Genomic DNA, 25,310 nt, shown 5'->3' with positions numbered 1-25,310 from the left:
TATCTCATTGTGAACGGTATTATTACAATACGTAGTAGAAATACTGAGACCATCTCCAAAGCATCTGGATAGGTGCTCCTATCGGGAAATTATGTAAGTTTTATGAAAGATCAATGTAGCGATGAAAACATCGGTAGCATTATTGCTCCGCAGTAACCTCACCGGGTTCAAGCTTTTCCTGTCTCAGTTTTCTGGCCAGCCACTTCCCGCCATCGTCCATCATGGCATATACCACGGGAACCAGCAGCAGGGTCATGATGCTGGAAACCGTAAGTCCCCCGATGATTACAGTAGCCATGGGAGCTAAGGCCTCGGTTCCTTCCCCGATATTCAGGGCCAGGGGCAGCATTCCCAGGATGGTTGTCATGGTAGTCATCATAATGGGCCGCAGGCGTACTGTGCCTGCCTCACGGATGGCATCATCCCGGGCATAATTTCTCTCCCGCCTGAGAATATTGATATAGTCCACCAGCACAATTCCATTGTTCACCACAATCCCCGCCAGCATAATCACTCCGATGAAAGAGGAGGCATTCAGGGTCCTGCCGGTAATCACCAGGGCCAGCATTACCCCGATAAAGGTCTGGGGTAAGGAGAACATGATGATGAAGGGATAAAGCAGGGATTCAAACTGAGCCGCCATAATCATATACACCAGAAGTATGGCCATAATAAGGGCCAGGGTCAGGTCCCCAAAGGACTGCATCATGTCCGCCTGTTCTCCTTGAAAATCCCAAATGTAGCCCAAGGGCATCTGCATATCTTCCAGTTCCCTTTCAATATCCCGGGATACTCGGCCGATGTCTCGGTCAAATACCTGGCTGGTAACGTTGGCAGCCCTCACCTGACCGTCCCGCTGAATTTGAACCGGGCCTACCTCCCGGGTGATGGATGCTACCTCTCCGATGGGAACGGTGCTCCCCAGGGCTGTGGTAATGGTCAGCTGCTCCAGGGCTGCCATGTTGTGGCTGTGCAGGTTGGTGGTTTGAACACGCACGTCCACTTCTTCGCCCCCCACCCGGTAGCGGGTGGCCACCTGCCCCTCCAGGGCCAGGCGCACTGCCGAGGCCACCTGGTAGGTGCTTATACCTAAAGACCCGGCCCGCTCCCGGTCCAGCTTAATCCTCAGTTCTGGTCGTCCCTCACTGAAACTGGTTTCAATCTCCCGGGTGCCCTCCACCCTGGCAACCCTTTGGGCAATCTCCCAGGTTAATGTGCGCAGTACCTCCAGGTCATCACCCTTGACAGAAATGTTTACGGCACCCCCTTCCATAGCACCGTAGGCAATGTCCTGTTCTGTCACGTTAATCTCTACTCCAGGCATTCCTTGAACCTGCTGCCTCAGCTGCTCCGTCAGCTGCACAGTAGAAAGCTGCCGCTTTCCCAGGTCCACCAGCCGAAGTTGGAGGGAAGCCTTTTCTGGTGCTGCTTCTCCGGAAAAATCTCCGCCGGAACCTACCGATGCAAAAACAGCCTCTATATCAGGGTATTCCCCTAAAATTTCCTCCACATGCCTCACCGCCCGGTCAGTTTCCTCCAGGGTTGAACCTACGGGCAGTCGAATATGAACCATAATTTCTCCCATATCTACAGGAGGAAGAAACTCATACCCCACGTAAGGAATGAGAAAAATACTGGAGCTCAGTAAAGCCAGCAGCAGTACAACCATCAGCCAGCGGTAGTCCAGAACCCGGGTAAGGGCTCTGCCGTAAAATAAGGAAAGCCGCATCATAAATCTCTGCCATATCTGGTGGGGCAGGTATAAAAGAGATTTTTTCTCCTCTTTTCTGCTTGCCTTAAGGATTTTAGAAGAAAGCACCGGGATTATAGTCAGGGCCACAATCAGTGAGGCAAAGAGAGAGAATGCCACCGTCCAGGCCAGGGAGGAAAAAATCATGCTGGCCATACCTTCGGTAAAAATCACCGGTAGAAACACAACCATGGTGGTCAGTGTAGCGGCAATGATGGCCCCGCTCACCTCGCGGCTTCCCCGGAGGGCTGCTTCTTCCCTGCCTTTCCCCTTCTGCCGGTAGCGAAAGATATTTTCTAAGATAACAATAGAATTGTCCACCATCATTCCAATCCCTAACCCCAGTCCTGCCATGGTAAGGATGTTCAATGTCAGGTTTTGGAAATACATCATGGCAAAGGTAGCCACAATGGATATAGGGATGGAAAGGCCAATAATCACCGTACTGGTAACGTTTCCAAGAAAAAGGAGCAGTATCAGTACAGCCAAAATTCCCCCCACAACGGCCACTTGGGCCACGTTGTTGATGGACTCCTGAATAAACTCGCTCTGGTCAAAGGCCATCTGAAATTCAATGTTTCCAGGCATCTCCCTTTCCAGCACAGCCAGTTCCTGTTTAATCCGCTCCGCCACCTGTACGGTATTGCTGTCGGTCTGCTTGCGGATAGAAAGGGATAGTGTGGGTTCCCCATTCATTCGGTTTAAACTCTGATGCTCCTGAAATCCTTCTTCAATATCCGCCAGATCCCTGAGAAACAGGGGCCCTGTCTGGCTGGCTCCCACCACCAGTTCACCCATCTCCCGGATGCTGGTCAACTCCCCGGTGGTACGCACCATGTACTGCCGGGCGCCCTCCTCAATCTCGCCGCTGCTGAAGGTCAGGTTCTCTGCTCTCAGCACTTGGATAATCTGCTCCAGGCTCACATCGTAGGCAGATAGTTTGTAGGGGTCCAGCTGTACGGAGACCTCCCGGCTTAATCCGCCGCTGACTTCGCAGACCGCCACACCGTCCAGTCTTTCCAGGCGGTTTTTGATTACATCCTGGGTCAAGTTGTTCAGGGCTACCGCGTCCATATCCCCACTTATTCCCACCTGCAGAACCGGCAGCATTCCAGGATCAAATTGAAAAACTAAGGGGTCCTCCACCTCATCGGGCAGGAACCCCTTTACCATGTCCAGTTTTTCCCGAAGGTCCAGGCTGGCGAAATCCATATCGGTACCCCAGCCAAAAGTTGCCACAATCATGGAACTGCCGGCACCGGAATTGGAGCTTATGGACTCCAGATTGTTGACCGTGCTGACCGCCTCTTCCAGAGGACGGGTAACCATGTTTTCTATTTCATAGGGACCCGCTCCTTCATAGTTGGTAATAACGACTGCCACGGGAAAATTCATCTCTGGATACAGGTCTACCGGCAGCCGCGTTAAAGAAACCACCCCCAGCATCAAAACAATCAAAACTACCATAAAAACCGCAATGGGACGCTTTACCGAAAGATCTGTCAGGCTCATGGGGTATCCTCCTCCATCACTTCCACTTCCATTCCGTTGAGGAGGCTGCCCTGTCCCCGAGTAATCACCCGGTCTCCTGAGCTGAGGCCCTCCAGGATTTCCACCCGGGTTTCATCCCTGAGGCCCAGCTGAACCTGCTTTTTAACCGCTTTGTTATTATCTACGACAAAGACAGAGTCCGCCCCTTCTTCCAGTAACAGCGCTTCCAGGGGAATAAGGATCGCTTCCTCTCGCTGTTCCACCGGAATCTCCATTCGGGCGTACATTCCTCCCTTTAAAAGGCCCTGGTTGTTGTCCAGAACCACCTTGACTGGATAGGAACGGCTGCCGTCGGGGGTGAAGCTCATGACTTCCTCCACTTCCCCTTCAAAGGGTTCTTCCCGAACTGCGGGAACAAAAACCGATACTTTCAGGCCGGGAAATACCCGGTTCACGGCTCCCTCAGGTAGCGCTGCCTGTACATACATGGTATCTATTTCCGTGAGAATAACCGCCGGCATGGAGGGAGAGGCAATTTCCCCCTCTTTCAGGTTCACCATGGCCACGGTTCCCTCTCTGGGAGCTTCCAGCGTCATTTTGCTGTAGAGCAGTTCAGCCAGCTGCACCTGAATCCTGGCCTGCTCCACCTGAATTTCTATCATTTTAAGCTGCTGAGGAGTAACCCCCATCAGGCCTCTCAAGCTGGATTCGAGGGCTTCGGACTGTGACTGGTACTGAGATTGGTACAGCTCAATAAGGCTGCGGAAATTGTTCCGTTCCTCTTCGGTAATTTCCTTCTCCTCATACATCTCCTCCAGCTGATCCAGCTGCTCCTGAAAATCCTGTTGACTCTGTGCAGCACGGGAAGACAGGTTCTGCTCTCGTTCCTTTTGCTGCTCATAATTTTCCCGGGCATTGGCCAGCTGGGCCTGCGCCAGTCTCAGGGACGCCCGGGCCTGCTCCAGCTGCAGCCGCTGGCTCTCAGCATCCAGCTTTGCCAGCTGCTGACACTTGGTAACATAATCCCCTTCCTGGACTTCTATCTTAACCACTCTGCCCGCAATCTCCGGAATTACGTTAATATGTACCCGGGGAGTCACCTGTCCCGAAAGAACCAGCGTCTCCTGAATTTCTCCTATTTGGGCCCTGGTTGTCATAACCACCGGCTTTTGTAACCCGGCTTCCCCTACCACCTGGGATGGGGTACAACCTATAACACCGCTCCATAACAGCAGCAGACATACTAAAACCGCCAACACTCTGCATCTCAATTATTTTCGCTCCTCGCAAATAAAATGTCAAAAGTTATTAATGTACACTTATTTAGACCCCGGGAGCATACAGAATGTCCGGGGAAAACCGACTGGTCAGACACTATGTTTATACTACCAGTGCCGGAGAAATATGTCAATAATAAAGGACTTTTGACCTGTCTATAACTTTTTGAGAAAGCATGCAGATGAAGGTTCTTCGGTTTATTCACCACTCATATGTTAGAAATTGCCGAAAGATTGCTTGACAAAATTGGTGTTATATGACAGGGAATTAATAGCAGAAGGAACAGTTACGGAGCATAGAAAAAAGTTAGAAAAACCCGGTTCAACACTGGTTTGAATCTCCCGGGCATCCAAAAAGTGAAGTGATGTAAGAATTTAAGCGGTTAACACTAATTACTAAACCCCGGAAGCAGCCTGCCTTCGGGGTTTAGTAATTAGATTATTTTAAATTTTTTTTTACAAATCAATATCAAAATCAGGCATATCTATGATTTTCCATTGGCCATTTTCCATTATCAATTCGACGGTTATGTTTTCTTCTAAGTCCGGGGTTTCTGCCATTATTTCTTGAAAAGAGTCCAATAATATTTCGTAATCTTCGTCTGTTAAATCTTCATCTTCAAACATCATGATTTCAAACATTACGGTAAAGAAGTTTTCAAAGAAATGATCCATGTTGGGATAGGTTAAAATACCTTCTACTGTAGCATTGCTGCCGTCAATTTCGTGACCGGTCGTTTTTATTTTAAACCGACCAAACATAACAGAGAGCATTTCTTCGCCAAACAATTCATCTTTCATTTCATCCTTTAGGTTTCTTATTTCATCCTGATGGTCACTGATTACATAATCAGCTGCCGTTTCAAAATCTGTCTTGGCAAAAGCTTCCCAATATGATCTTACTACATCTTCGGGATTTGATGCTTTCTCACTTCCACCCTTTCCTCCGCAGCCGGAAAAAGCCAGGCAGCATATTAGTATCAGTGTTATGGTGATTAAAGATAATTTCTTCATTAATTTGACCCTCCTTTTTTGATTCGCATTTAATTTTGCTAAAATAAGCCCCCAAAAAATTTGTTATGGCACTGGTTGTGACTGTGCCAGTCTTCTCTTTAAGGTTTTATCCCGTGACTTCAATACATTATAGCATTTATATACAGTTCACAGCAATTCAGAAATATCATTATAATATTCATAGTATTTTTCTAGGGGTTCATGAAAGATTTAACAAGGTTGTCGTCGTGTCCATGAGATTTCTCATTTCCCGTAGTTAAATGTACTTATAAGGAAAAGAAGCTGGTTTGTAAATTTAATGATAAACTTCATTCCACTAAATTCAAATTTTTATCTCTTCCAATGAATAATTTAATGTTTCATTCAAGATAAAAGATTAGAAAAATGATTAGAATCCTGAATTGTTGTATGTGCTGAATCTAAATATACTGGAGTTATAACAAAGCAGGAGGTGATGTGTGAATGGCTGGGCTGGTACTGCAGAAGAAATGATTTGACGGGATACTGTGGTAGATTATTTTCAGTCCAGACGAGACGGGCATAATAGCTGGGATAAGTAGTGAATATATTATTGATGATGGGATGTTTTCTGTAAATATAATCGCTGGAGGTTTTGAAAAAAAATAAGTTTTTGAATGTTAAAAAAAAGTAAATGGAGTGCTGCCATTTGTTAGATTATTTGCCAACAATTTTAATACTTTTGGGGTTAGGTATAATGGCCGTTATATTAACAAAAAGCAATAAAAGCGGTCATGAGGAGAGATCTGCTGCGGCACAGGAAAACAACTGGGAATATACCTCCAAAGATAGTTCAGTAGTGTTAGGTAAATCATTAGATGAACGGAATATCTTTTATGAAGTAGAAGGGGTTACGAAAAAGGGGGATTCCTGGAAACTAACTGCTCGTTATCGTACCACGGTTGATAGCAGTAAACAGTTGTATGAATCTACCTGGTGGCAGTCAGATCATTCTTTTAATAACGCGATTTTGATTATCCCTATAGATGGAGTGCCTATTCCAGATATTATAGTCAATGAAATATTTAAACAGTTTGAACTTCCGCCTACCATAAATCGTCTGACACCTGGGGAACTGCCGGGAAACATGTCCGGTAAATATGAAGTATTTTTAGAAGACAAAAAGGATATAGAACTTTTGTCAACCAATGCATCACTGCTGATGCATTGGCGTAATGAGTATAAAAAGTCAGGCCAGGGAATTACCCTGTCAGCCGGGGCACAAGGCATAAAAATGAGAGTTGATTGGACACTGGAAAAGTCTCGTGATATGGTAGCTTTTATTAATATAGGATTGGCTTTTGTAGAAAACCAAGTATAATTATCTCTTCCTCTGCCAGGAGGAATATGAAAGGAAGGATTATATTGAAAAAGAAATTACCAATATTAATTGTGATTTTGACGCTGTTGTTGATTTTGGTGTCCGTAACTGGATGCACCAAGGAAGATTCAACCGAATCCGGTAATTTGCCGGCAGAACAAGGAAATGGAGAAGTTTCTGAAAAAGAAAATGATGAGGATGAAGGGGAAAAAGAAGTTAGTAAAAGTACTGAAAGCTGGATAAAGGTAGAATCAACTAATGGTGCTTATAAGAATGCCGAACCCTTAAACTGGAATCAAGTGGGAACCCAAAATGCCCACGTGGAAAAATATTCTAACTACAGTGCCTGTTTTGTTTACATAGCTAACTTTGAAACCACAGAAGTGCTGAGAGATGTTGCCCTTGAAGAAGGCCAGGCTGTGGCTTACTTTGTTCTCACTCTGCCTCCGGAAAGTGACCCTGAGGCAGGTTCGTATGATTATTTTGGGGCTTCCGGTCCTTACAGGGTCAGCCAGGTAACCATCCGTTTACCCGGAGGTACCAATATTAATCTGAGTCCAGCCTCCATGACAACGGCGGAAATGGAAGTTACGGAAGTGATGGATTCTACCATAAGCGGTCGTTTTAACATAGAAGAAAAGTGGACTCAAATGTCAGGGGAGTTTCAAGTAGCTTACGAGTAAGTAAGTTTAGTTTCTAAAACAATAGAATAGTTTTTTTATGAGAGGAAAAGTCAATATACCGGAGTTACAATAAAGCAGGAGGTGATATGTGAATGGCTGGGCTGGTACTGTTTGCAGCAGAAAATATTTACCGGGAGGCTGCGGTGGATTATTTTCAGTCCAGACCAGACGGGCATAATATCTTGGGCATTATAGATACCTTAGAGGAATTAGAAGAGGTTTGTTCACGACTGGAGCCTGACGCTGTTTTATTTTTATCTGTACCTGCTGAGCGCAGGCTGAAAGCCAGGTTGAAAAATATTCGTGAAAAAACCCCTAATACCCGGGTTATTGTGGTGACAAACAGGCATTACAGCTTTTCGGGCAATAAAAGGTTAGCAGAGATGGCAGATACCGTTATTTCCGATCAGAATGACCCACAAACCTTAATATCTGCAATTCTTATGACTCTCAAAGGGTATAGTATTAAACCTAAAAAAAATTTATAAAAACTAAGCCATACCCTAATACCCTATTTTTCAGAAATGGATATATGGTATGAGAGGTTTGTGCAGGAAAAAATTTTGAGAAAAATAATAAGAGGAGGTCTAAAAATTGCGGAAAATTAATCTGGCAGTATTTTTGATTCTGGTTATGGCTTTTAGCTTTGTCCTGGGATGTGGTTCCGACAGCGAAACTGCGCCTGCGGAAGAAACCAAAAAGCAGGAAACCAATGGAACCAGCAAGGAGGAGGAACAAGGGAACGGGGAGGAGGAACCAAGCCTCTCCAACAATCAAAGCGCAGTTCTCTGCACGTCATATGAAGCATACCTGGTTTTCACCGGGCTGGAACTGGGGACAGGCATGGAGGAGGTCATAGCAGAAGTAACCGAACTGGGCATGGTGGAGAAAAAACCCATGGAAGAGACTGTTTTTAAAACACAATCGGCACAATATGCCTTTGAAGATGAGATGAAAGAATCATATTTTGAAATAGAGTTTTCGGGAGATAACCTCGTCAGGAAATTGTATCATGTTCCTTTAAACATAAATCTTGAAACCGGTTTTCATCCCACTAAAAGTATCTATGATGATATGCATGAAAAAATTAAAGCAGGGGAAGTAAATAACCTGAAGGACGTGGAGGCATATTTTGGTCCTTCTTATCTCTTTGCAGAAGTTTTTGGCAATTACGATAAGCCAGAGGATGGGATTAAAAGAACCTATCGGTGGCATGGAGGAAACCATTATATTGACGTATACACCGACGGAAAGGATGACCTGGAAGGTTTTAAAATTGGTTCTTCTGCACTGCCTGATTAGCATACCATTTGTGTAATTATTTGGTAGAGAAGATGAGGCCGGTTGGTTGATATCTGCAGCTGCAGTTAAACCCGCCGGTCGTTATTATATTTAATTAAATAGCACTCTGTCAGTCTATTTATTTACATTTTCAACATAAAATTCTTGAAAAAACAGGAAAAAAACAGTAGACTTTTATTATGTTGCAGGCCAAACAGGTAAGCCGGAAATGGTGCGGTTCTTCCAAAGCTGGCTGACGGGTTCAGCCGGTCTATTTCTAAAAAAGTTGGCTGGACAGCTTAAAAAAAGTTATTAAAAAGGAGAAGTAGCATGGGCAAGAACCGGGCGGGTTTTATCTTGGTTTTAATCATACTGTTGTTGCTTACAGGATGTATGGACGTAGATATTGAGCTGACAGTTAATACAGATGGAAGTGGAGAGGTACTGTATCGTATTTCCATGGATTCTTTTTTCTATTCTTTAGTTAAAGAAAATGATTCTGATCCGTTTGCTGAGATTATAGAGGAGGCAGAAAATGAAGATTTCTCAGTTTCTACCTTTCAAGGGATAAAAACAGGGATTGAGGTTCGAAAAAAGATTGAAAATATAGGAGATCAGATAAATGGGTTAAGTATTACTGAAGAATCAGGGTTAGAACATTTGGAGATAACAGAGGGATTTTTAAAAAATCTTTATATATTAGACACTAACTTTGATTTAACAGCCTTTGATAACGGGTTTGCAGGGGAGACGGAACAGTTAATTGGAGAGAATCTCAGGGATGTACTGCGATTTACCTTTACTTTACACCTGCCTGTTAAACCTACCCGGCACAATGCTTCGGCAGAAGACAATGACGGGAAAACATTAATTTGGAACCTGACTCCCGGAAGTACAAATTCTATATATATGGAAGCGGAAGTATTAAATGTAAAAAATATAGGAATTATGACCGGATTATTATTGGTAACGACTGTGGTAATCGTTATGTTCCTACTAGTAAGGAAGAAACGGCAGAACCCATGAAAGCTTTAATACATAAATACTGTTTTCTTATACGAGATTGCTTCTGCGGTCTTTTTCTTTTTTTAGGGAGAATTGTGTGACATCTATGAATGGAAAACAGGTGTCAGGATACCAGAGGAACTTATTTTCTATACAAGAACAGGTTTTATGCTTATTACACAAAAGATTGGCAAAGGGGTTTATATTTCACTCTGAAAGGGGGCTGTCAATATTAGTATGATGGCCATATACCTTATGATGAGGCATCTTGATAAAGGTGAGAATATTAATATTTCTGAGGTTTTAAACACCCCTGGTGATGACGAGGACATTGTCAGTGCAGCGGATCAATGGATCGTTACGCTGGAACAAACAGAGAAGGATGCCCGGGAGATGATTTGCCAGCTGAAAAAGATGATAGATTTTTTAAATTTTAACCCTCCAGTATTGCACCAGAGTTACACTCCTGATTTATAATCAATCATGAAAACAAAAATGACATAATGAAGTAGTTTTTGATTAAGTGGTTTATTATAAAATAAGGGAGAGAAAAGATAATGCATAATGAAATTATAATAAAAGGTGCATTGGAGAACAATTTAAAAAATATCGATGTCAGTATACCTAAGAACAAACTGGTTGTATTGACAGGGCTTTCAGGTTCGGGCAAGTCTTCCCTTGCATACGATACACTTCAGAAGGAATGCCAGAGGCAATACATGGAATCCATGGGAATGGTAACGGATTTAATCAGTAAACCAAAGGTTTTATCAATTTCAGGCCTTTCACCATCCATCAGTGTTGACCAGCACCACACCAATAGAAGCCCACGTTCTACTATGGGCACTGCAACAGAAGTCTATACATATCTTAGGATTCTGTTTGCAAAAATCGGCAAAAGAGATTGTCCCCATTGTGGTAGAATGGTCAGCCCTCCCATGGATGCAGAATATGATACTGAAACTCTGGGATTTGATGAAGAAGTAGGGGAAGATACATTTCCATGTCCTTTCTGTGGTGGAGCTGTTTCCCAGCTTTCAATGACACATTTTTCATTTAATAAACCTCAAGGTGCATGTGAAATGTGTACAGGTCTCGGTACAATTTATGAAGCTGACTGGGACAGTCTGATTGATGATGAAAAGAGTATTGTTGATGGTGCAGTCAGAGAATGGGACATACACTATATTAACCGAAACAGGGAAACCTTTGCTGCTGCGGCCTGTCACTATGGATTTGATTTTAACATTCACAAACCTGTAAAATTTTTAAGCAAAATAGAAAAAAATCTTTTGTTCTATGGTGTAAATCACGATATCTTCAAAAAACATTTTCCTGATATTGAGCCACCCGAAACAGCAAGCAAGGGAAGATTTGAGGGGGTATCCTCAAACATTTTAAGAAGGTATGCAGAGCATACTGGGAACAGTGATTATCAGCAAAAAATAGAGAAATCATTGATAAAAATAGTTTGTCCGTCATGCAATGGAAGCAGGCTTAAAGTATACAGCACAAAAGTTACTGTGGCAGATACGAATATTGTGGAGGTTTCCAAAATGCCTCTTTCTGTTCTGGCAGACTGGGTGGCATCACTGGAAGCTGGGCTTTCTATTGCAGAAAAAACAGTAGCAGAACCTGTTATTAATGACTTAGTTGAAAGAATTGGAAGATTGGTAGAAGCAGGTATTGGTTACCTTACAATTGACAGAGGTATAACCACGCTTTCAGGGGGAGAGGCGCAAAGGCTCCGACTTGCAGCTTTACTGGGCTCAGGACTTACGGGTGTGCTGTATATTCTTGATGAACCCACCACAGGACTTCATTCAAGAGATACCAACAGGCTGATATCTGTATTAAACAAGCTTCGTGATATGGGAAACACAATACTTGTAATTGAACATGATATGGAGGTCATGCTTAAGTCAGATTATATCATTGATATGGGGCCGGGTGCAGGGGTTGACGGAGGAAAAATAATTGGCGCAGGAACACCAGAAGAGCTGATGGAGCAGCCCGATTCAATTACCGGAAGATGCCTTAAAGAAAGTATGCAAAATAAAACAGGTAAAAAAACACTGGTTCCCAAAGATCACATTATTATAAAAGGAGCAGCTGAGTACAATCTGAAAAGCATAGATGTATCTATACCATTAGGCGCGCTTACAGCAATAACAGGAGTTTCAGGTTCAGGAAAATCAACCCTCATTTTTGATGTTTTAAGTAATGAGCTGGATTTCAGGTTAAACAAAACTACTTTCGCACCGAATAAGTGTCATAATATGATAGGGTCAGAAAAGATCGACAGGGTCATAACTGTAGACCAGACCCCCATAGGCAGGGGGTCAAGGTCAAATGCAGCAACCTATATTGATATTTTTACACCGATAAGGAATCTTTATGCAAGTCTTCCTGAAGCAATTGTCGGCAAGCTTACAGCAAGAGATTTTTCCTTTAATGTTCCTGGTGGAAGGTGTGATAGGTGTGAAGGGGCAGGGGTGCTGACGGTTGAAATGCATTTTTTGCCTGATATAGAAATGACATGTCCCGGTTGTAAAGGAAAACGTTTTAAGAAGCACACACTGTCAGTAAACTATATGGGTAGCAATATATCAGATGTGCTTGACATGTCAGTACAGGAAGCTTATGAATTATTCAGGGACAAGGAGAGTATTTCATCCAGATTAAAAATTCTTGTAGAATTGGGGATGGGTTATCTGAAGCTGGGGCAAAGCGCAACCACACTTTCTGGAGGTGAAGCACAAAGGGTCAAGCTGTCAAAAGAGCTTAGCAAGAAAAAAAAAGGAAACACTCTTTATCTTCTGGATGAACCGACAACTGGGCTTCATCCTGAGGACACAAAAAGGCTTAAAAGATTATTGCACAGGCTTGTTGATAGCGGAAACACCGTGATTGCAGTTGAACATAATCTGGACTTGATTTCGGATTGCGACTGGATTATTGACTTAGGGCCTGAAGGAGGAGAACAGGGAGGAAAAGTTATTGCACAGGGAACACCTGAGGATGTTATGAAGATATTTGCTTCATATACAGGAAGGTGTCTTGCAGATGCCTACAATCCTAGAAGGAATTAAGGCATGAGATTATAAGTCTGGTGGAAGCAAAGTGCAAAGCTATTGTAATAAGTGCGCAAAGGAATAAGATGCAATATTGAAGGTTATTCCAAATGCAGCGTATAACGCAAACATGGATAATCATGTTGAATTTAACAAGCTATTGGATGAATTTCTTCAACATATAGCATAAAATTAGAAAAATGATTGGGGAGTTTATTCTTGATGATGTTTACAAAAAAGTTTTTTTTGCTTTTAATTGTCATAATATTTATTACTGCTGTTCTGCCGCAGGCAGCAGTGTTCAGTATTGAAATGCTGGAGCATAAGCCTTTTGATTATGAGGAATTTGAAGAATTCATAGATACTTTTTTTGAAGAGAAAATGAAGGAATATCATGTGCCGGGCGCTGCATTTGTTTTAGTTAAAGATGGAAGCACATTCATTTCTAAAGGATACGGTTATGCTGATCTAGAAAGCAATATTCCTGTAGAAGTTGACAAAACACTTTTCAGGGTTGCATCTGTTTCTAAAACTTTTACCATATTGGGTGTGCTGCAATTAGCAGAAAGAGGGCTTGTTGATCTTGATAAAAATGTAGATACTTACTTGAAGAGCTTAAAAATAAATAATAGTTCTAATGAACCTGTGATGGTTTCACACCTTCTGACTCATACTGATGGATTTGAAACCAGGGACTTAAATACTTTCTCATACACATCTGACCAAATGAATCCTCTGGGTCAGCTGCTTAAAAGAGAATTAAAATCACCTGTACAAAAGCCTGGAAGCATGGTTACATACGGTGGATATGGAACTGCGCTGGCGGGCTTTTTAGTGGAGGAGCTATCAAGGGAATCCTTTGAAGATTACATTGAGAAAAATGTTTTTGAACCTTTAAGTATGAACAGAAGCAGTTTTTATCAGGTTTTACCTGATAATCTTGCCTCAGACGTAGCAACCACATATTATTATGATGATAAAAAACATGCGTATAACCCGATAGAGTTTTTATATGTTAACACACCTCCTACAGGAGGAGCAAGTACAACAGCAATGGATATGGCAAGGTTTATTTCAGCTATTCTGAGTAAAGAAAAAGAGAATCATAATACACAGTTTTTAAGTGGATTAACAGTTGAAAAAATGTTTTCTCGGCAATATGCTGCTCATCCTGCACTTCCTGGAGTTACCTATGGCTTCATGGAGCATTTCTATAACAACCAGCGTGGACTAATCCGGGATGGAAGTGGGCTGGGTATAAGAAGCCAGATATATTTACTGCCTGAACATAACATTGGTTATTTTTTTGTGCAAAATAGTAGAGGAGACAGGCTTATTAATGACTTCAATAAAGCTTTTCTAAAACGTTATTTTACAGCAAAGGATAAAGATATCACGAAAGATAACCAGATAATAATTGAAGGCTTAGAAAAATTTAATGGAGTCTATAGGCCTGTTCAAACTGCAGAACATACACTGGTAAAACTTGAAGCATTGGTTATGGGTGAAATAAGAGTTAGGGAAGATAAAGGCAGATTGACTATAAAGCCCATGGGTATGGGAGATGTATATGGAGGCTTTGATGAAGTAACACAATGGGAACAGATTGAACAATATCTTTTCAGACAAAAAGATGACGAAGCTTATTTGGCTTTTGGAACAGATGAAACAGGACGCATTAATTATTTGTTTTCAGGTTCAGGATACCATGGCAGTTATTACAGAATACCTTGGTATGAAACTGCAAAGGTTCAATTGGTAGTTTTGGGGTTATTAGTGAGTATCTTTCTGTTAAACATTATTTTATGGCCAATAAGGATCATTAAAAAGGATAAGGCGAATGTCAGATGTTCAATAAAAAAGCCATTGCAATATGCAGGTTGGTCAGCATTTGTTATAAGTCTGCTAAATATCTCAGGGCTTACTTTGCTGCTATATGAACTTTTTATAAAACAAATTGCAGGACTGCCGGCTTTTGCCTTTGGAGTATCTTCTCTTGCAAAAGTTATGCTTGGTTTACTGATTATTACAATGGTTGTTTCTGGAGTTTTTTTCATAGCCTTGTTGGCAGGGTTGATAAAAAGGCGATATATGATAAGGGAATGTGTGTATTTGTTGGGAACAGCAGTTGGCTTTATTGTTTTTTATTTATGGCTTGATTATTGGAATATTCTTGGGTTTAAATATTAGAGGCTCGCCTTTTCGGGGCGGGCTGTGTTTTTGCTAACTGCAGCGTTCATGATCAAAAAAATAGTTAGTAGGTGCAGATATAAGGGATATTTACGATCAGTTATATGTACTCGTGAGAAAAGGTATTGCAGACGAGGAGTTTATTAATAATTATTTTGAAACCACCTCGTGAACTCGTTTCAGCAAGCTGAAACATCGGGGAATCAGGTGGAGGTTCTACTCCACCTGATTAAGAGCCCCACCTACGCTAACGCTTAGAGGTGGGGCTCTTATACCCTAATAAATAAAAGGAAATGTAAATTTTTTTTCTGTAAACGGTATGATAATGTGGACCTGGTCGCTATGGAAGCGACCCAGTCTTTATATTGGGTCAACAACTCAAGGAACACCTATCAATCTACAGGAAGCTGTTAATTAATGTTGGATTCTTCTTCTAGCATTTAATAGCAGGCGGAAACAAAAGGCAGTTCAAGAGCTTCAGCTACTGCCTTATGTACCACTTTACCATCAAACACATTCAACCCCTTGGAGAGAGGGGAATTCTCCTCAATAACACGTAAATAACCTTTTTGGGCCAGTTCCAGGGCATAAGGCAGTGTAACATTGCTTAAGGCATAAGTGGATGTCAAAGGGACAGCCCCAGGCATATTGGGCACAGCGTAATGCAATACTCCGAACTTGTCATAGGTAGGATCGCTGTGACAGGAAGTTCGATCAATGGTCTCAACACATCCTCCCTGGTCAACAGCCACGTCAACAATGACTGAACCTGGCTCCATACTTTTTATCATTTCTTCCGAGCAAAGTTTTGGAGCTTTCGCACCGGGAATCAGCACAGCACCAATAAGCAGGTCTGTTCTGGCTACTGCCAACGCCATATTGTATGGATTGGAAGCCAGGGTAAGCACTCGCCCTCTAAACAAATCGTCTAAGTAACGCAATCTTTGAGTATCTATGTCCAGGATAGTTACACGTGCTCCCATACCTGCTGCGATTTTTGCAGCATTGACTCCTACAATGCCGCCTCCGATAACGGTGACTTCGGCAGGAGCAACTCCTGGAACCCCTCCCAACATTATTCCTTTTCCACCATACGCTTTTTCCAAAAAATGTGCTCCAACCTGGGTAGCCATGCGTCCTGCCACTTCACTCATGGGTGCCAGGATGGGAATACTGTCATTTACCTCTATGGTTTCATAAGCGAAAGCAGCTACTTTTTGCTGTATTAGTGCCTGCGTTACTTCTGATTCGGCTGCTAAATGAAGAAAAGCAAACAGAATCTGTCCTTCTCTTAAAAGATCGTACTCTTCTACCTGAGGCTCCTTTACCTTGTAGATTAAATCTGCTTGGCTATAAACCTCCTCCAGGGTAGGCACGATCTCTCCTCCTGCCTTACGAAATTCTTCGTCGCTTATATTGCTGCCCAGGCCAGCTCCGTGCTGAATTAATACCTTGTGACCGGCCTGGACAAGAGATGATACAGCACCAGGGATTACACTTATCCTATTTTCGTCTTTTTTTATCTCCTTCGGAACTCCAATGATCATGATGTGACTCGCCATCTCCTTTAATTCTGGAAAACTGGTTTTGTGATACTACCGTAATCTTCTCCAGTTATTATCAATGCATAATACCAAAAATTCGACGTGATTGTTGATATTCCTGCAAAAATAATTTAAGTTTAGGTTTACCAAACAAGTGTATTTCTTAAGTAAATGGTGATTTACCCCATTGTTTTGCAACAATTCTTTTTTAAAAAACCATAATATGCAGGCAAGTGCAGTTGACAAGTAAAAAATTATGCAGCATTATATAACTATAGTTATATAATATGTATTATATAATATAGACTATATAAAGGATGGTTTGTATGCCGCCAAAAACCAAGTTTGAAAAAGAAGTTATTGTTGAAGCAGGTTTAGAGATCGCTAAAGAAAAGGGTTTTTCCGGAATCACCGCCCGCAGTGTGGCGAATCGCCTTCGCTCCTCAGTTGCCCCCATCTATGTCAACTTCGCCACTATTGATGATTTGATTGAAGCTGTGGTTCAGAGAGTTTTTGCCATATCGGAAGAATTGTTAGCAAAACAAAAAGGACAAAGTGTTTTTGAAATCATAGGGAAAGCCAGCTTAGCTTTCGCCCGGGATTATCCTGTATTGTTTCGTGAATTGTCAATACAGCCAAATCCATATATGTCTTCTTATGAAACCATAGAAAATAACATGATTGAGGCTATGGCTGAGGATGAGGCCATGCGGGGTTGGACTATTGAGGAACGTAAGTGGTTATTATTAAAAATGCGGGTCTTTCAAATGGGACTCTCAGTAATGGTTGCTAACGGCCATGTTCCCTCATGGCTAGAAAATCAAGATTTTGAAAATTTGCTAATGGAAGTGGGAGATGACTTATTGCAAGTGCAGCAATTGAAACGAAGGGGGAAATTGTCATGAAGAAGGTAGTTATTATTGGTGGAGGAGTTGCCGGGTTAAGTGCAGGTATCTTTGCCCAAAAAAATGGTTTTGAAAGCGTTATTCTGGAGAAACACCATACTTTTGGTGGAGAGTGTGCTGGTTGGAACCGCCAGGGTTATCACATAGATGGCTGCATACATTGGTTAGTGGGGACAAAAGCAGACACCCCTATCCGCAAGCTTTGGGATACCGTAGGTGCTCTGGATGGAGTGGATATACATGAACCGGAAAGCTTCATGGCTGTTGAGCACGACGGCTTTATAGTAAATTTCTATCGTGACCTTGAACGGCTCGAATCCAGTTGGCTGGAGATATCACCGGAAGACAAAGACATCATCCAGGAGTTTTCAAGGGACATCAAAAAGCTGCATTCCTTTTCTTTCCCGGTTGGAAAGCCAATGGATATGATGAATATAATTGAAAAGTTTAAATACTTCCTATCAATGAAGGATATTGGTACCATTATGCAAAAATATGATAAGATAAGTGTGCAGGAATTTGCCAAGAAATTCAAGCACCCTGCCCTTAGAGAAGCCCTGGCATCTTTTATGCCGGAAGGAGATTATAGCTCCTCATCCCTTATTTTTCCTCTCGGCACCTTTACAGGGGGGCAGTCTTCAATTCCTAAAGGAGGGTCCAAGGCATTGGCTCTCCGCATGGCAGAGCGATATCTCTCACTGGGAGGAATAGTTGAGGCTTCATGTGAAGTTATGGATTTAGATATTGAGGATGACATGGTAACACGTATCAGCTGCAAGAACGGCAAATCCTTCCAGGCCGATTACGTAATTGCAGCCTGCGATGCCCATGTGCTGTATGAGCGGCTGCTCAAGGGGCGTTACCCTGATTCAGAGTATCAGAAAAGGTTTAATAATCCGACTGTCTACCCTCTGGCATCAAATATATATATTGGAATCGGGTATGAGGGTACCATGGAGGATATTCCCCGAACCCTTAAATTTAATGTAAATAATGTGGACATCAACCAAAACCAGAAACCAATTGAGCATTTACAAATGACACACTATGCTTACGAACCAGAATTTGCTCCAAAAGGTCACACCGTAATAACCCTGGCTGTTAATCAGTTCCAGCCGGAATTGGATTTTTGGGAGGCCCTGGTAATAGATAATGAAGCTTACGCCCGGGAAAAAGAACGGATTGGCCGGGCAGTTATCCATGCGATGGAAACTCGTTTCCCACGCATGAAAGGAAAGCTAAAATTGCTTGATGTAGCCAGCCCGCAAACCTACAATCGATATTGCAACGCATATCGAGGTGCCTTCATGGCCTTTTGGCCTACCCTTCGCGGGAAGTCACTGGTCCATACAGGTCGTATTGAGGGTCTGACTAATATAGTATTGAGTGGGCAGTGGCTTCAACCACCGGGAGGTCTTCCCGTAGCACTGATTACCGGAAAAGATACGATTATGCGTCTTTGTAAGAAAGAAAAACAACCGTTTACCGGTGTTTAGATAATACCGGTCGGCTGTATGTTCTGCAACTAACGGATCTTTAATAAGATAGCTTTAAATCCATAATCAAGCATTTTTATCACTTCTTTATCTCTGGCTGCTTTGCTTGGTTCACCTAAAACGACTGCTAACAGCCTGATATTGTCCATGAGAGCAGTTGCTACCAAGCAATAACCTGCTAAAGGAGTATGCCCGGTTTTTAAACCGTCTGCTTCAGGTATAATTCCTATTAATCTATTAGTATTTACCAGCTTTTTTAACTGATTATTTTCTCTTCTAATATAATCATATTTTAATTTTGAGTATTTTATTATTTCTTCTCTTTTTAGTGACACAATTGCCATTTTCGCTATATCTAGGGCTGAAGAATAATGATTATCTTCAAATAATCCATGGGAATTCACAAAGTGTGAGTTTCTAAGACCTAACTCCTTAGCTTTTCTATTCATTCTATCTGCAAAATTATTCATAGTCCCGGAAAAATGTTCAGCCAAAGCAATAGCTGCATCATTACCTGAAGCAATAATCATCGATTTAAACATATTTTTTACAGATAATTTCTCTCCTGCTTTTAAATTAATTCTAGAACCATATATTGAAGCTGCAGCAGAACTGGTTTCTACCATGTCAGTCCATTTTATTTCTCCAGAATCTAAACCATCCAAAACTATAAGCATAGTCATTAATTTTGTGATACTGGCTATATGAAGCTTTTTATTAGCTCTTTTTTTAAAAAGTACTTTGTTATTCGGACCAATCTGAACTAAAATGGCAGCCTTTGCATTAGGTGCAAGGGTAGTTTTTCTCATTTAAACCTCCTTAAGCAGCTTTTAAAAAAATATATCTACATACCTACTATTTTGAAAAAACACTTAATAGATAATCTAGCGTTTTATGCATTTCCATGAGTTTAGATCCTTTAAGAAGAATTACAGTATTCGGTTCAATAAGCTTTTGTAGGCCTGCGTGCATTTTATCACGGTTTCTAAAAAGCAAAATATTAGAAGCAGTAAATCCAGCTTTAATTGCACCCTTTTTGATGCAACGGGCTTCATTGCCAAAGGTTAGAATTTTATCTACCTTATTTCGAGCCAGGTATTTACCGACTTTCATATGACCCTTAACTGTATATTTTCCTAATTCTAGCATACTTCCTATTATAACTACTTTTTTTTGATTTTTTCCCAATTCAACCAGTACATCAATTGCAGCTTTAGTTGCTTCTGGGTTAGCACTATAGCTATCATCGATAATAACCAACCCATTAGGAAGTTCATAACGATTTATTCTTCGCACTGGAATCTTATATTTCTTTAAACCTGACTTCATTTTCGAAGGAGGAAGCTTAAGGTAATGGCAAACTGCTATAGCAAATAGGGCATTTATAACATTATGGCGGCCAAATGAAGGGATAAAAAAAACTTCACTTTTGTTATATAATTTAACTTGAAATGACATTCCCTGAGCCAGATATTTTATATTAACTGCTTGATAATCTGAATTATTTTTAATGCCAACAGAGAAGATTTTACCTTTAAAATCCTTCGTCTGTAATAACTTTGAATTTACATCATCATTATTAATATATAAAATCCCCTCAGGCTTCATATACTTAATGAGCTCAGACTTTGCTTTAGCAGTTAGTATAATGTTGTTTCCAAACATACCAAAATGAGCAGAGCCTACATTAGTAATAATCCCTATATTGGGTTGGATATAGCTGCAATGCATTTTGCCTGTATTACCTTTTCCCATTCCGAATTCTAAGACAACTGCTTGGTGCCATGGTTTGATCATCTTAGCATGATTTTTAGTACATCTCACAAAATTTCTATTTCTTTTTGATTTGAAAATTTTAAACTTTGTTTCTAATATAGAAGAAATCATCTCTTTAGTCGTCGTTTTACCAGCACTCCCTGTAATGGCAATAGTGGGTATTTTTGGTATGAGCTGTTTCATATAGGATTAACCCCTTTTGTTTTTACGTTAGATTAGTCTATATAATATATGAGATAACATCAATAATGTGAGCTGCTTAATATACAAATTTTTATTTATACTTTTAATCGTTATCTTACTTCAGTAGAGGCTATATCAGGGTAAGCGTCTAATAAGTCAGTGGATATAAAAAAAGCAAAAACTAGTGTAAACTAAGTTTTTGCCTCTTTTTCTTTACTTGCAGTTTTCCTGGACATCCTGACTCCATGGAAGATAATCTTCAAGGAACTCTGGATGTTGCCCAAACTGTACGCCTGGAAGCTCGCTAAAGATGAAATATAGGTATTTGTATGGATTTAGGCCATTAGCCTTGGCACTTTCAATGATACTGTAAACGGCTGCACTTGCTGCAGCTCCTTTAGGGCTTCCGCTGAAAAGCCAGTTCTTTCGTCCAATAGTGAAGGGACGGATACTGTTTTCTGCCAGGTTGTTGGAAATAGAGCAGCTACCATCCTTAAGATAATTCGTTAGCTCCTTCTTATGGTTTAGGGCATAGTTCAAGGCTTCGCTCAATTTGGATTTGGGAAGCACCTTTTTCTTTGTGGAATAAATCCACGCCCAAAAGGCCTCCAAAACAGGCTTTTCCTGCTTCAGACGCTCTACTTTGCGCTGTTCACTTGGTAGCTTCTCGAGATTTTTTTCAATCTCAAAAAGTTTGTTGCAGTAGGCAATGCCTTGGCTTGAAAAGGTAGCTTCAGGTCGATGGGCATCTTTGGGAAGTGCATCGACAAACTTCCTTCTGACATGTGCCCAGCACAGGCATCTTATGATTCCTGGAATCTTTTTGTACCCAGAGTATGCATCCGAGTGGAGATACCCTTCATAGTCTTTCAGGAACTCCTGCGGGTACTTGCCGCTCCTTCCCGGTTGATACTCGAAGATCCGGATGGGGTGTTTGGCATGCTGGCCAGAACTGTATAACCACATGTAGGAATCTGTTGTGTTCTTGCGCCCCACTTCGTTCATTACTTGCACGGGCGTTTCATCTGCATGTATATAATGCTCCTGCATCAGCTTTTGGTGCATCAGCTCCACCAAAGGACGCAACCAGTCACGGGATGCAGCCAGAATCCAATTGGACATGGTAGCGCGGCTTAGGTTCACACCAAGTGTCTTCCATTCCTTTTCCTGCCGATAAAGGGGAAGGGCATTGACGAATTTCTGATGCATAACCCAAGCCACTGTAGATGGAGACGCCATGGAATGCTGAATTACCGGATAAGGCATCGGCGACTTCTCCATGTATGGTTTTCCATCTTTACGACAGGTTCGGCACTCGAAGGTTTCACGGTAATAATCAATGACCCTGACTTTGGCAGGAATATACTCAACTTCGGTGCGGATAAATTCTTCACCAACTGATAAAAGAGTGGTGTCACATTCTTCACAGAAGCGATCTTCTTCAGCAAGAGTGCAGAGGCGTTTATCGCGAGGGATATCTTTCAATAGCTCCATTCGCTGTCCCTTAAATTTCTTTCTTCGATAACCCTGCACTTCCTTAAGGTCAGGTTCTGGGGCCTTCGGATTCGCTTCTATTTCTGCCTCATCAAAAAGAGACATCTGTCCCGTGGGTAGGGACGATGTCTTCTCAGAGCTTTTCCCGAAAAGTTTACGTGTCAGATACTCGACTGTATCGTGGAGCTTTTTGTTTTCCTGCTCCAGTTGGGATATACGGTTTTCTAATTTTTCTAACAACTGCTCGGATGCGCTCATAAATGATGGTTTCCTTTGGTATTTTTACTATATTTAGTATAGCATAAAAACGTCCAGAAAGCCAGTGTTTATGGGCATTCTTAGCACTTTTTTTAGTTAAAAACCACCCTCTATCTTAACTTTTTTTACGGCCTTTGGTTGGTCAATGGAAAGTCCCTCCAAGAGCCACCGAAGCTCCTGATTTGTAATAGAACGAACTGCTTCGGCGTTCATTGGCCACTGGAACTTTCCGTTTTCTAATCGCTTGTACAGGAGCACGAATCCATCTTCTTCCCAGTAGAGTGCTTTGATTCGATCGCGGCGCCGGCCACAGAAGAGAAACAAACTGTTCTGAAAGGGATTTAACTGAAAGTTTTGTTGGACGATAGCAGCAAGTCCATCAATTGCCTTTCTCATGTCAGTATAACCACAAGCAATATATATTTTCTCGGCTTTGGAGATATCACCGAACATTTTGTAGTGCCCTTAAGGTATTTTCGATTAACGTCGTGGATGCATTGTTGCGAAGCTCCAATGTAACAGAACCAAACCGCAGAATAATTTGTGAAGTCGACTCTGAAACTGGACCGTCTGCATTTGCTGGAATGTTTACTGGTACGATTGAACTATTTTCTTCAAGAGATGGGATGGCTTCGCATGCCGCCTCACGTACTTTCCGCAACCAATAGTAGTAAGTTTTTGGGTTGATGTCATGGTCAGCGCACCATACCTTGACGGTTTGTCCACTGCTGCGACATTCGCGGATAATTTGAGTCCATTGATTCAGCCGGTACTTTCTAGTAACTTCCCTGGTGTTCAACTCTAAACCTCCTTTTGGAGTTTTTCGACCTGGTCGAAAAACTCTACAAATTCTAATTTAGAGAATTGTCTCATATTACTAGGGAAGTTACCATACACCGACTTATTGGGCGCTTACATATCAGGGATATTCCTGCATCTAAAACCACTTAAAAACCCCTCCAAAGTCATCTAAATAAAACAACTGAAAAGAGGGGTCCTGTAACACAGGATATCTTAACCTCATTGATTTTTACTAAAATCCTGCTAATGCCTTAGCATATTTAAATGGAGTTGTTGCAACTTTTTCATACAATTTCCGTAATCCTTTTGTATGCCATCCGGTGATACTATAATATAATTGCAATTCTAATAACCAAATATTTAGATTTGAATCTAAAGTTATATCTGCCGCCACATCTCCCAAATGGAAGCCAAGCTTTTCATACATTTTAACTACTCTAATAATTATATTAGTTATTTCTAATTCAATCCGTTTAGCTCTTTTTTCACTTACTCCATAAATAGATGTTAATGCTTTTCTTCCGGAAATCATTTTTTTTCTACCACGTTTGTTTGTAATAATGCTTCCCTCTTGGGCAATTCGTCCAACTAAACCTGAAGAAGCCCATTTCATTTTGCTATTCTTTTGTAAAATTATTCTGAAATCTACCTGCTGATTATTTATCTCAAAATGAACTGATTGTTGGACTATAAAAGGTGTTTTTAACTTATTTCCCAAGAATTGAGATAGAAAACGACTATTTGTTTTGGCATCGACAGATTGTTCATTTATATAAGATATTCTATTCTTCAAGAATTCAGATAACATTTTATATTTACTAAAGTGATGTGCCTTACCTCTGTTATCAATCAAAGTTATACCGTTCTTTAATTTATCCACCTTCATTATACCTATACCTCCGCTATTGTTGGAGGGTTTGAGGTAAAGGGACCCATATTGATTTAGAAGAGACTTCAACTGTTCTATACCTAAAAATTTTTCTGTATAGGGCAGATGCTTTTTTAATGTATCATCTTTTGATAAGAATTCCCAAGTTTGCCATTTGTCAAGATTCAACAAATAAGAATTAAAGATTTTATTGCCTATTTTATTTTGTATAGCTCTAATTTTCTTTTGAGGCATAAATGAACGATTAAACATAGCATTTGGAAGAGGAAATTTTCCATATCTCCAGGCATTTTTAAGATTTTTTGCATTCGGATCTAAATAGTAACCCTCAACTATACCGGAATCTACATTTATAGAGCTCTCAGTGCAGGTAATAATTAATCCTTTAATAGAATTATAGTCTAAAAACACTGGCAGGTTAAAAGCATAAGATTTTTTTTTAAATTGCTTAGATCCCGACGATACATAAGCAATTACAGGCCCAAGATAAAGGGCACCTTCTTTGTAGTAGATTTCATAAGGTATATTTTCAGGTATGGTATATTTATCCGTTAAATTTGTTGAAAGAGCCAAATAATTATCTAAAATATCATTTTTGATAATAACATTTAGTTTCATTTTTAACATACCAATATTAATGACGAGGCTTTTTGGTCTATTAAATTTATTAAATAAGTTAGAATTAATTGCTATCTGGTTTGGTTTAAGTGATTTTAGCCAAATACATTTCAAATTCCTCACTCCTAAGCTTTCTTTTCCTTTATTATATATACCTTTTTCCAAGGATGTGCATAGTTACTATTGAAAGAGATATGTTATGGAAAGGGGATAATTACATTCCAGTTTAAGGATGGTAATGA

General features: G+C 41.1%; 20 protein-coding genes. 10 read left to right on the top strand and 10 right to left on the bottom strand.

Features of this window, described 5'->3' with window-relative positions:
* Positions 1 to 139 precede the first annotated feature (139 nt).
* The 3 genes from HUE98_RS09580 to HUE98_RS09570 all read right to left on the bottom strand — a co-directional run bounded on the left by HUE98_RS09580 (position 140) and on the right by HUE98_RS09570 (position 5,532).
* Positions 140 to 3,262: an efflux RND transporter permease subunit gene (locus tag HUE98_RS09580; protein WP_241420441.1), complete on the bottom strand. Its 3,123-nt coding sequence runs from the start codon at positions 3,260 to 3,262 to the stop codon at positions 140 to 142.
* Positions 3,259 to 4,512 (bottom strand): efflux RND transporter periplasmic adaptor subunit, encoded by a 1,254-nt coding sequence (locus HUE98_RS09575; RefSeq protein WP_241420440.1) that lies wholly within the window; start codon positions 4,510 to 4,512, stop codon positions 3,259 to 3,261. The genes HUE98_RS09580 and HUE98_RS09575 overlap by 4 nt, the downstream gene beginning before the upstream one ends.
* Positions 4,513 to 4,974: 462 nt before the next feature.
* A complete protein-coding gene (locus HUE98_RS09570; protein ID WP_241420439.1) occupies positions 4,975 to 5,532 on the bottom strand; it encodes a hypothetical protein in 558 nt (185 codons plus the stop codon).
* A gap of 667 nt (positions 5,533 to 6,199) precedes the next feature.
* Here HUE98_RS09570 and HUE98_RS09565 point away from each other — a divergent pair.
* The 8 genes from HUE98_RS09565 to HUE98_RS09530 all read left to right on the top strand — a co-directional run bounded on the left by HUE98_RS09565 (position 6,200) and on the right by HUE98_RS09530 (position 15,104).
* Entirely contained in the window at positions 6,200 to 6,871 is a 672-nt protein-coding gene (locus HUE98_RS09565; RefSeq protein ID WP_241420438.1) for a hypothetical protein, read from the top strand.
* A 44-nt stretch (positions 6,872 to 6,915) separates the two neighbouring features.
* Complete coding sequence (locus tag HUE98_RS09560) at positions 6,916 to 7,554, top strand: hypothetical protein (protein WP_241420437.1); 639 nt, start codon at positions 6,916 to 6,918, stop codon at positions 7,552 to 7,554.
* A gap of 92 nt (positions 7,555 to 7,646) precedes the next feature.
* Complete coding sequence (locus HUE98_RS09555) at positions 7,647 to 8,042, top strand: response regulator (RefSeq protein ID WP_241420436.1); 396 nt, start codon at positions 7,647 to 7,649, stop codon at positions 8,040 to 8,042.
* A 106-nt stretch (positions 8,043 to 8,148) separates the two neighbouring features.
* Positions 8,149 to 8,856, top strand: a complete 708-nt coding sequence (locus HUE98_RS09550) for a hypothetical protein (RefSeq protein ID WP_241420435.1) — start codon at positions 8,149 to 8,151, stop codon at positions 8,854 to 8,856.
* 309 nt (positions 8,857 to 9,165) lie between these two features.
* Positions 9,166 to 9,861: a DUF3153 domain-containing protein gene (locus tag HUE98_RS09545; protein ID WP_241420434.1), complete on the top strand. Its 696-nt coding sequence runs from the start codon at positions 9,166 to 9,168 to the stop codon at positions 9,859 to 9,861.
* Between the two features lie 216 nt (positions 9,862 to 10,077).
* Positions 10,078 to 10,317 carry a hypothetical protein gene (locus HUE98_RS09540; RefSeq protein WP_241420433.1) on the top strand — a complete coding sequence of 80 codons (240 nt, stop codon included), beginning with the start codon at positions 10,078 to 10,080 and terminating at the stop codon, positions 10,315 to 10,317.
* Between the two features lie 80 nt (positions 10,318 to 10,397).
* On the top strand, positions 10,398 to 12,932 hold the full coding sequence (gene uvrA / locus HUE98_RS09535; RefSeq protein WP_241420432.1) for an excinuclease ABC subunit UvrA: 2,535 nt from the start codon (positions 10,398 to 10,400) through the stop codon (positions 12,930 to 12,932).
* A 279-nt stretch (positions 12,933 to 13,211) separates the two neighbouring features.
* The gene (locus tag HUE98_RS09530; RefSeq protein ID WP_241420431.1) at positions 13,212 to 15,104 is read left to right on the top strand and encodes a serine hydrolase domain-containing protein; all 1,893 of its coding nucleotides are present in this window, start codon (positions 13,212 to 13,214) and stop codon (positions 15,102 to 15,104) included.
* Positions 15,105 to 15,544: 440 nt separating this feature from the next.
* Here HUE98_RS09530 and ald read toward each other — a convergent pair whose 3' ends face one another.
* Positions 15,545 to 16,651: an alanine dehydrogenase gene (gene ald, locus HUE98_RS09525; protein ID WP_241420430.1), complete on the bottom strand. Its 1,107-nt coding sequence runs from the start codon at positions 16,649 to 16,651 to the stop codon at positions 15,545 to 15,547.
* Positions 16,652 to 16,974: 323 nt separating this feature from the next.
* On the opposite strand from ald, the gene HUE98_RS09520 reads away from it, so the two are divergent.
* Both HUE98_RS09520 and HUE98_RS09515 read left to right on the top strand, forming a co-directional pair.
* Positions 16,975 to 17,553 (top strand): TetR/AcrR family transcriptional regulator, encoded by a 579-nt coding sequence (locus HUE98_RS09520; protein ID WP_241420429.1) that lies wholly within the window; start codon positions 16,975 to 16,977, stop codon positions 17,551 to 17,553.
* On the top strand, positions 17,550 to 19,049 hold the full coding sequence (locus HUE98_RS09515; protein WP_241420428.1) for a phytoene desaturase family protein: 1,500 nt from the start codon (positions 17,550 to 17,552) through the stop codon (positions 19,047 to 19,049). The genes HUE98_RS09520 and HUE98_RS09515 overlap by 4 nt, the downstream gene beginning before the upstream one ends.
* Before the next feature lie 29 nt (positions 19,050 to 19,078).
* Here HUE98_RS09515 and HUE98_RS09510 read toward each other — a convergent pair whose 3' ends face one another.
* From HUE98_RS09510 to HUE98_RS09485, 6 genes are all read right to left on the bottom strand, one after another.
* Positions 19,079 to 19,858: a D-alanyl-D-alanine carboxypeptidase family protein gene (locus tag HUE98_RS09510; protein WP_241420427.1), complete on the bottom strand. Its 780-nt coding sequence runs from the start codon at positions 19,856 to 19,858 to the stop codon at positions 19,079 to 19,081.
* Between the two features lie 46 nt (positions 19,859 to 19,904).
* A complete protein-coding gene (locus HUE98_RS09505; protein WP_241420426.1) occupies positions 19,905 to 21,008 on the bottom strand; it encodes a UDP-N-acetylmuramoyl-tripeptide--D-alanyl-D-alanine ligase in 1,104 nt (367 codons plus the stop codon).
* Positions 21,009 to 21,221: 213 nt separating this feature from the next.
* Positions 21,222 to 22,760: an IS66 family transposase gene (gene tnpC, locus HUE98_RS09500; protein ID WP_241420425.1), complete on the bottom strand. Its 1,539-nt coding sequence runs from the start codon at positions 22,758 to 22,760 to the stop codon at positions 21,222 to 21,224.
* Between the two features lie 96 nt (positions 22,761 to 22,856).
* Positions 22,857 to 23,213: an IS66 family insertion sequence element accessory protein TnpB gene (tnpB, locus tag HUE98_RS09495; RefSeq protein ID WP_241420424.1), complete on the bottom strand. Its 357-nt coding sequence runs from the start codon at positions 23,211 to 23,213 to the stop codon at positions 22,857 to 22,859.
* Positions 23,203 to 23,559, bottom strand: a complete 357-nt coding sequence (gene tnpA, locus HUE98_RS09490; protein ID WP_241420423.1) for an IS66 family insertion sequence element accessory protein TnpA — start codon at positions 23,557 to 23,559, stop codon at positions 23,203 to 23,205. Before tnpA ends, tnpB begins: the two co-directional genes overlap by 11 nt.
* Positions 23,560 to 23,793: 234 nt before the next feature.
* On the bottom strand, positions 23,794 to 25,182 hold the full coding sequence (locus tag HUE98_RS09485; protein WP_241420422.1) for a YheC/YheD family endospore coat-associated protein: 1,389 nt from the start codon (positions 25,180 to 25,182) through the stop codon (positions 23,794 to 23,796).
* Positions 25,183 to 25,310: the final 128 nt, after the last annotated feature.

The organism is Candidatus Contubernalis alkalaceticus, assembly GCF_022558445.1.
Lineage (GTDB): Bacteria > Bacillota > Dethiobacteria > SKNC01 > SKNC01 > Contubernalis > Contubernalis alkaliaceticus.
The sequence above is the reverse complement of the archived record's forward strand: the minus strand, read 5'-3'. Positions and strand labels throughout refer to the sequence as shown.

What these genes read in the sequence shown, in the direction of transcription:
- tnpB (WP_241420424.1), bottom strand. Translation starts at nt 23,213, where the DNA reads ATGTTCGGTGATATCTCCAAAGCCGAGAAAATATATATTGCTTGTGGT.
- HUE98_RS09505 (WP_241420426.1), bottom strand. Translation starts at nt 21,008, where the DNA reads ATGAAACAGCTCATACCAAAAATACCCACTATTGCCATTACAGGGAGT.
- ald (WP_241420430.1), bottom strand. Translation starts at nt 16,651, where the DNA reads ATGATCATTGGAGTTCCGAAGGAGATAAAAAAAGACGAAAATAGGATA.
- HUE98_RS09555 (WP_241420436.1), top strand. Translation starts at nt 7,647, where the DNA reads ATGGCTGGGCTGGTACTGTTTGCAGCAGAAAATATTTACCGGGAGGCT.
- tnpC (WP_241420425.1), bottom strand. Translation starts at nt 22,760, where the DNA reads ATGAGCGCATCCGAGCAGTTGTTAGAAAAATTAGAAAACCGTATATCC.
- HUE98_RS09510 (WP_241420427.1), bottom strand. Translation starts at nt 19,858, where the DNA reads ATGAGAAAAACTACCCTTGCACCTAATGCAAAGGCTGCCATTTTAGTT.
- HUE98_RS09540 (WP_241420433.1), top strand. Translation starts at nt 10,078, where the DNA reads ATGATGGCCATATACCTTATGATGAGGCATCTTGATAAAGGTGAGAAT.
- HUE98_RS09515 (WP_241420428.1), top strand. Translation starts at nt 17,550, where the DNA reads ATGAAGAAGGTAGTTATTATTGGTGGAGGAGTTGCCGGGTTAAGTGCA.
- HUE98_RS09520 (WP_241420429.1), top strand. Translation starts at nt 16,975, where the DNA reads ATGCCGCCAAAAACCAAGTTTGAAAAAGAAGTTATTGTTGAAGCAGGT.
- HUE98_RS09580 (WP_241420441.1), bottom strand. Translation starts at nt 3,262, where the DNA reads ATGAGCCTGACAGATCTTTCGGTAAAGCGTCCCATTGCGGTTTTTATG.
- HUE98_RS09545 (WP_241420434.1), top strand. Translation starts at nt 9,166, where the DNA reads ATGGGCAAGAACCGGGCGGGTTTTATCTTGGTTTTAATCATACTGTTG.
- uvrA (WP_241420432.1), top strand. Translation starts at nt 10,398, where the DNA reads ATGCATAATGAAATTATAATAAAAGGTGCATTGGAGAACAATTTAAAA.
- HUE98_RS09570 (WP_241420439.1), bottom strand. Translation starts at nt 5,532, where the DNA reads ATGAAGAAATTATCTTTAATCACCATAACACTGATACTAATATGCTGC.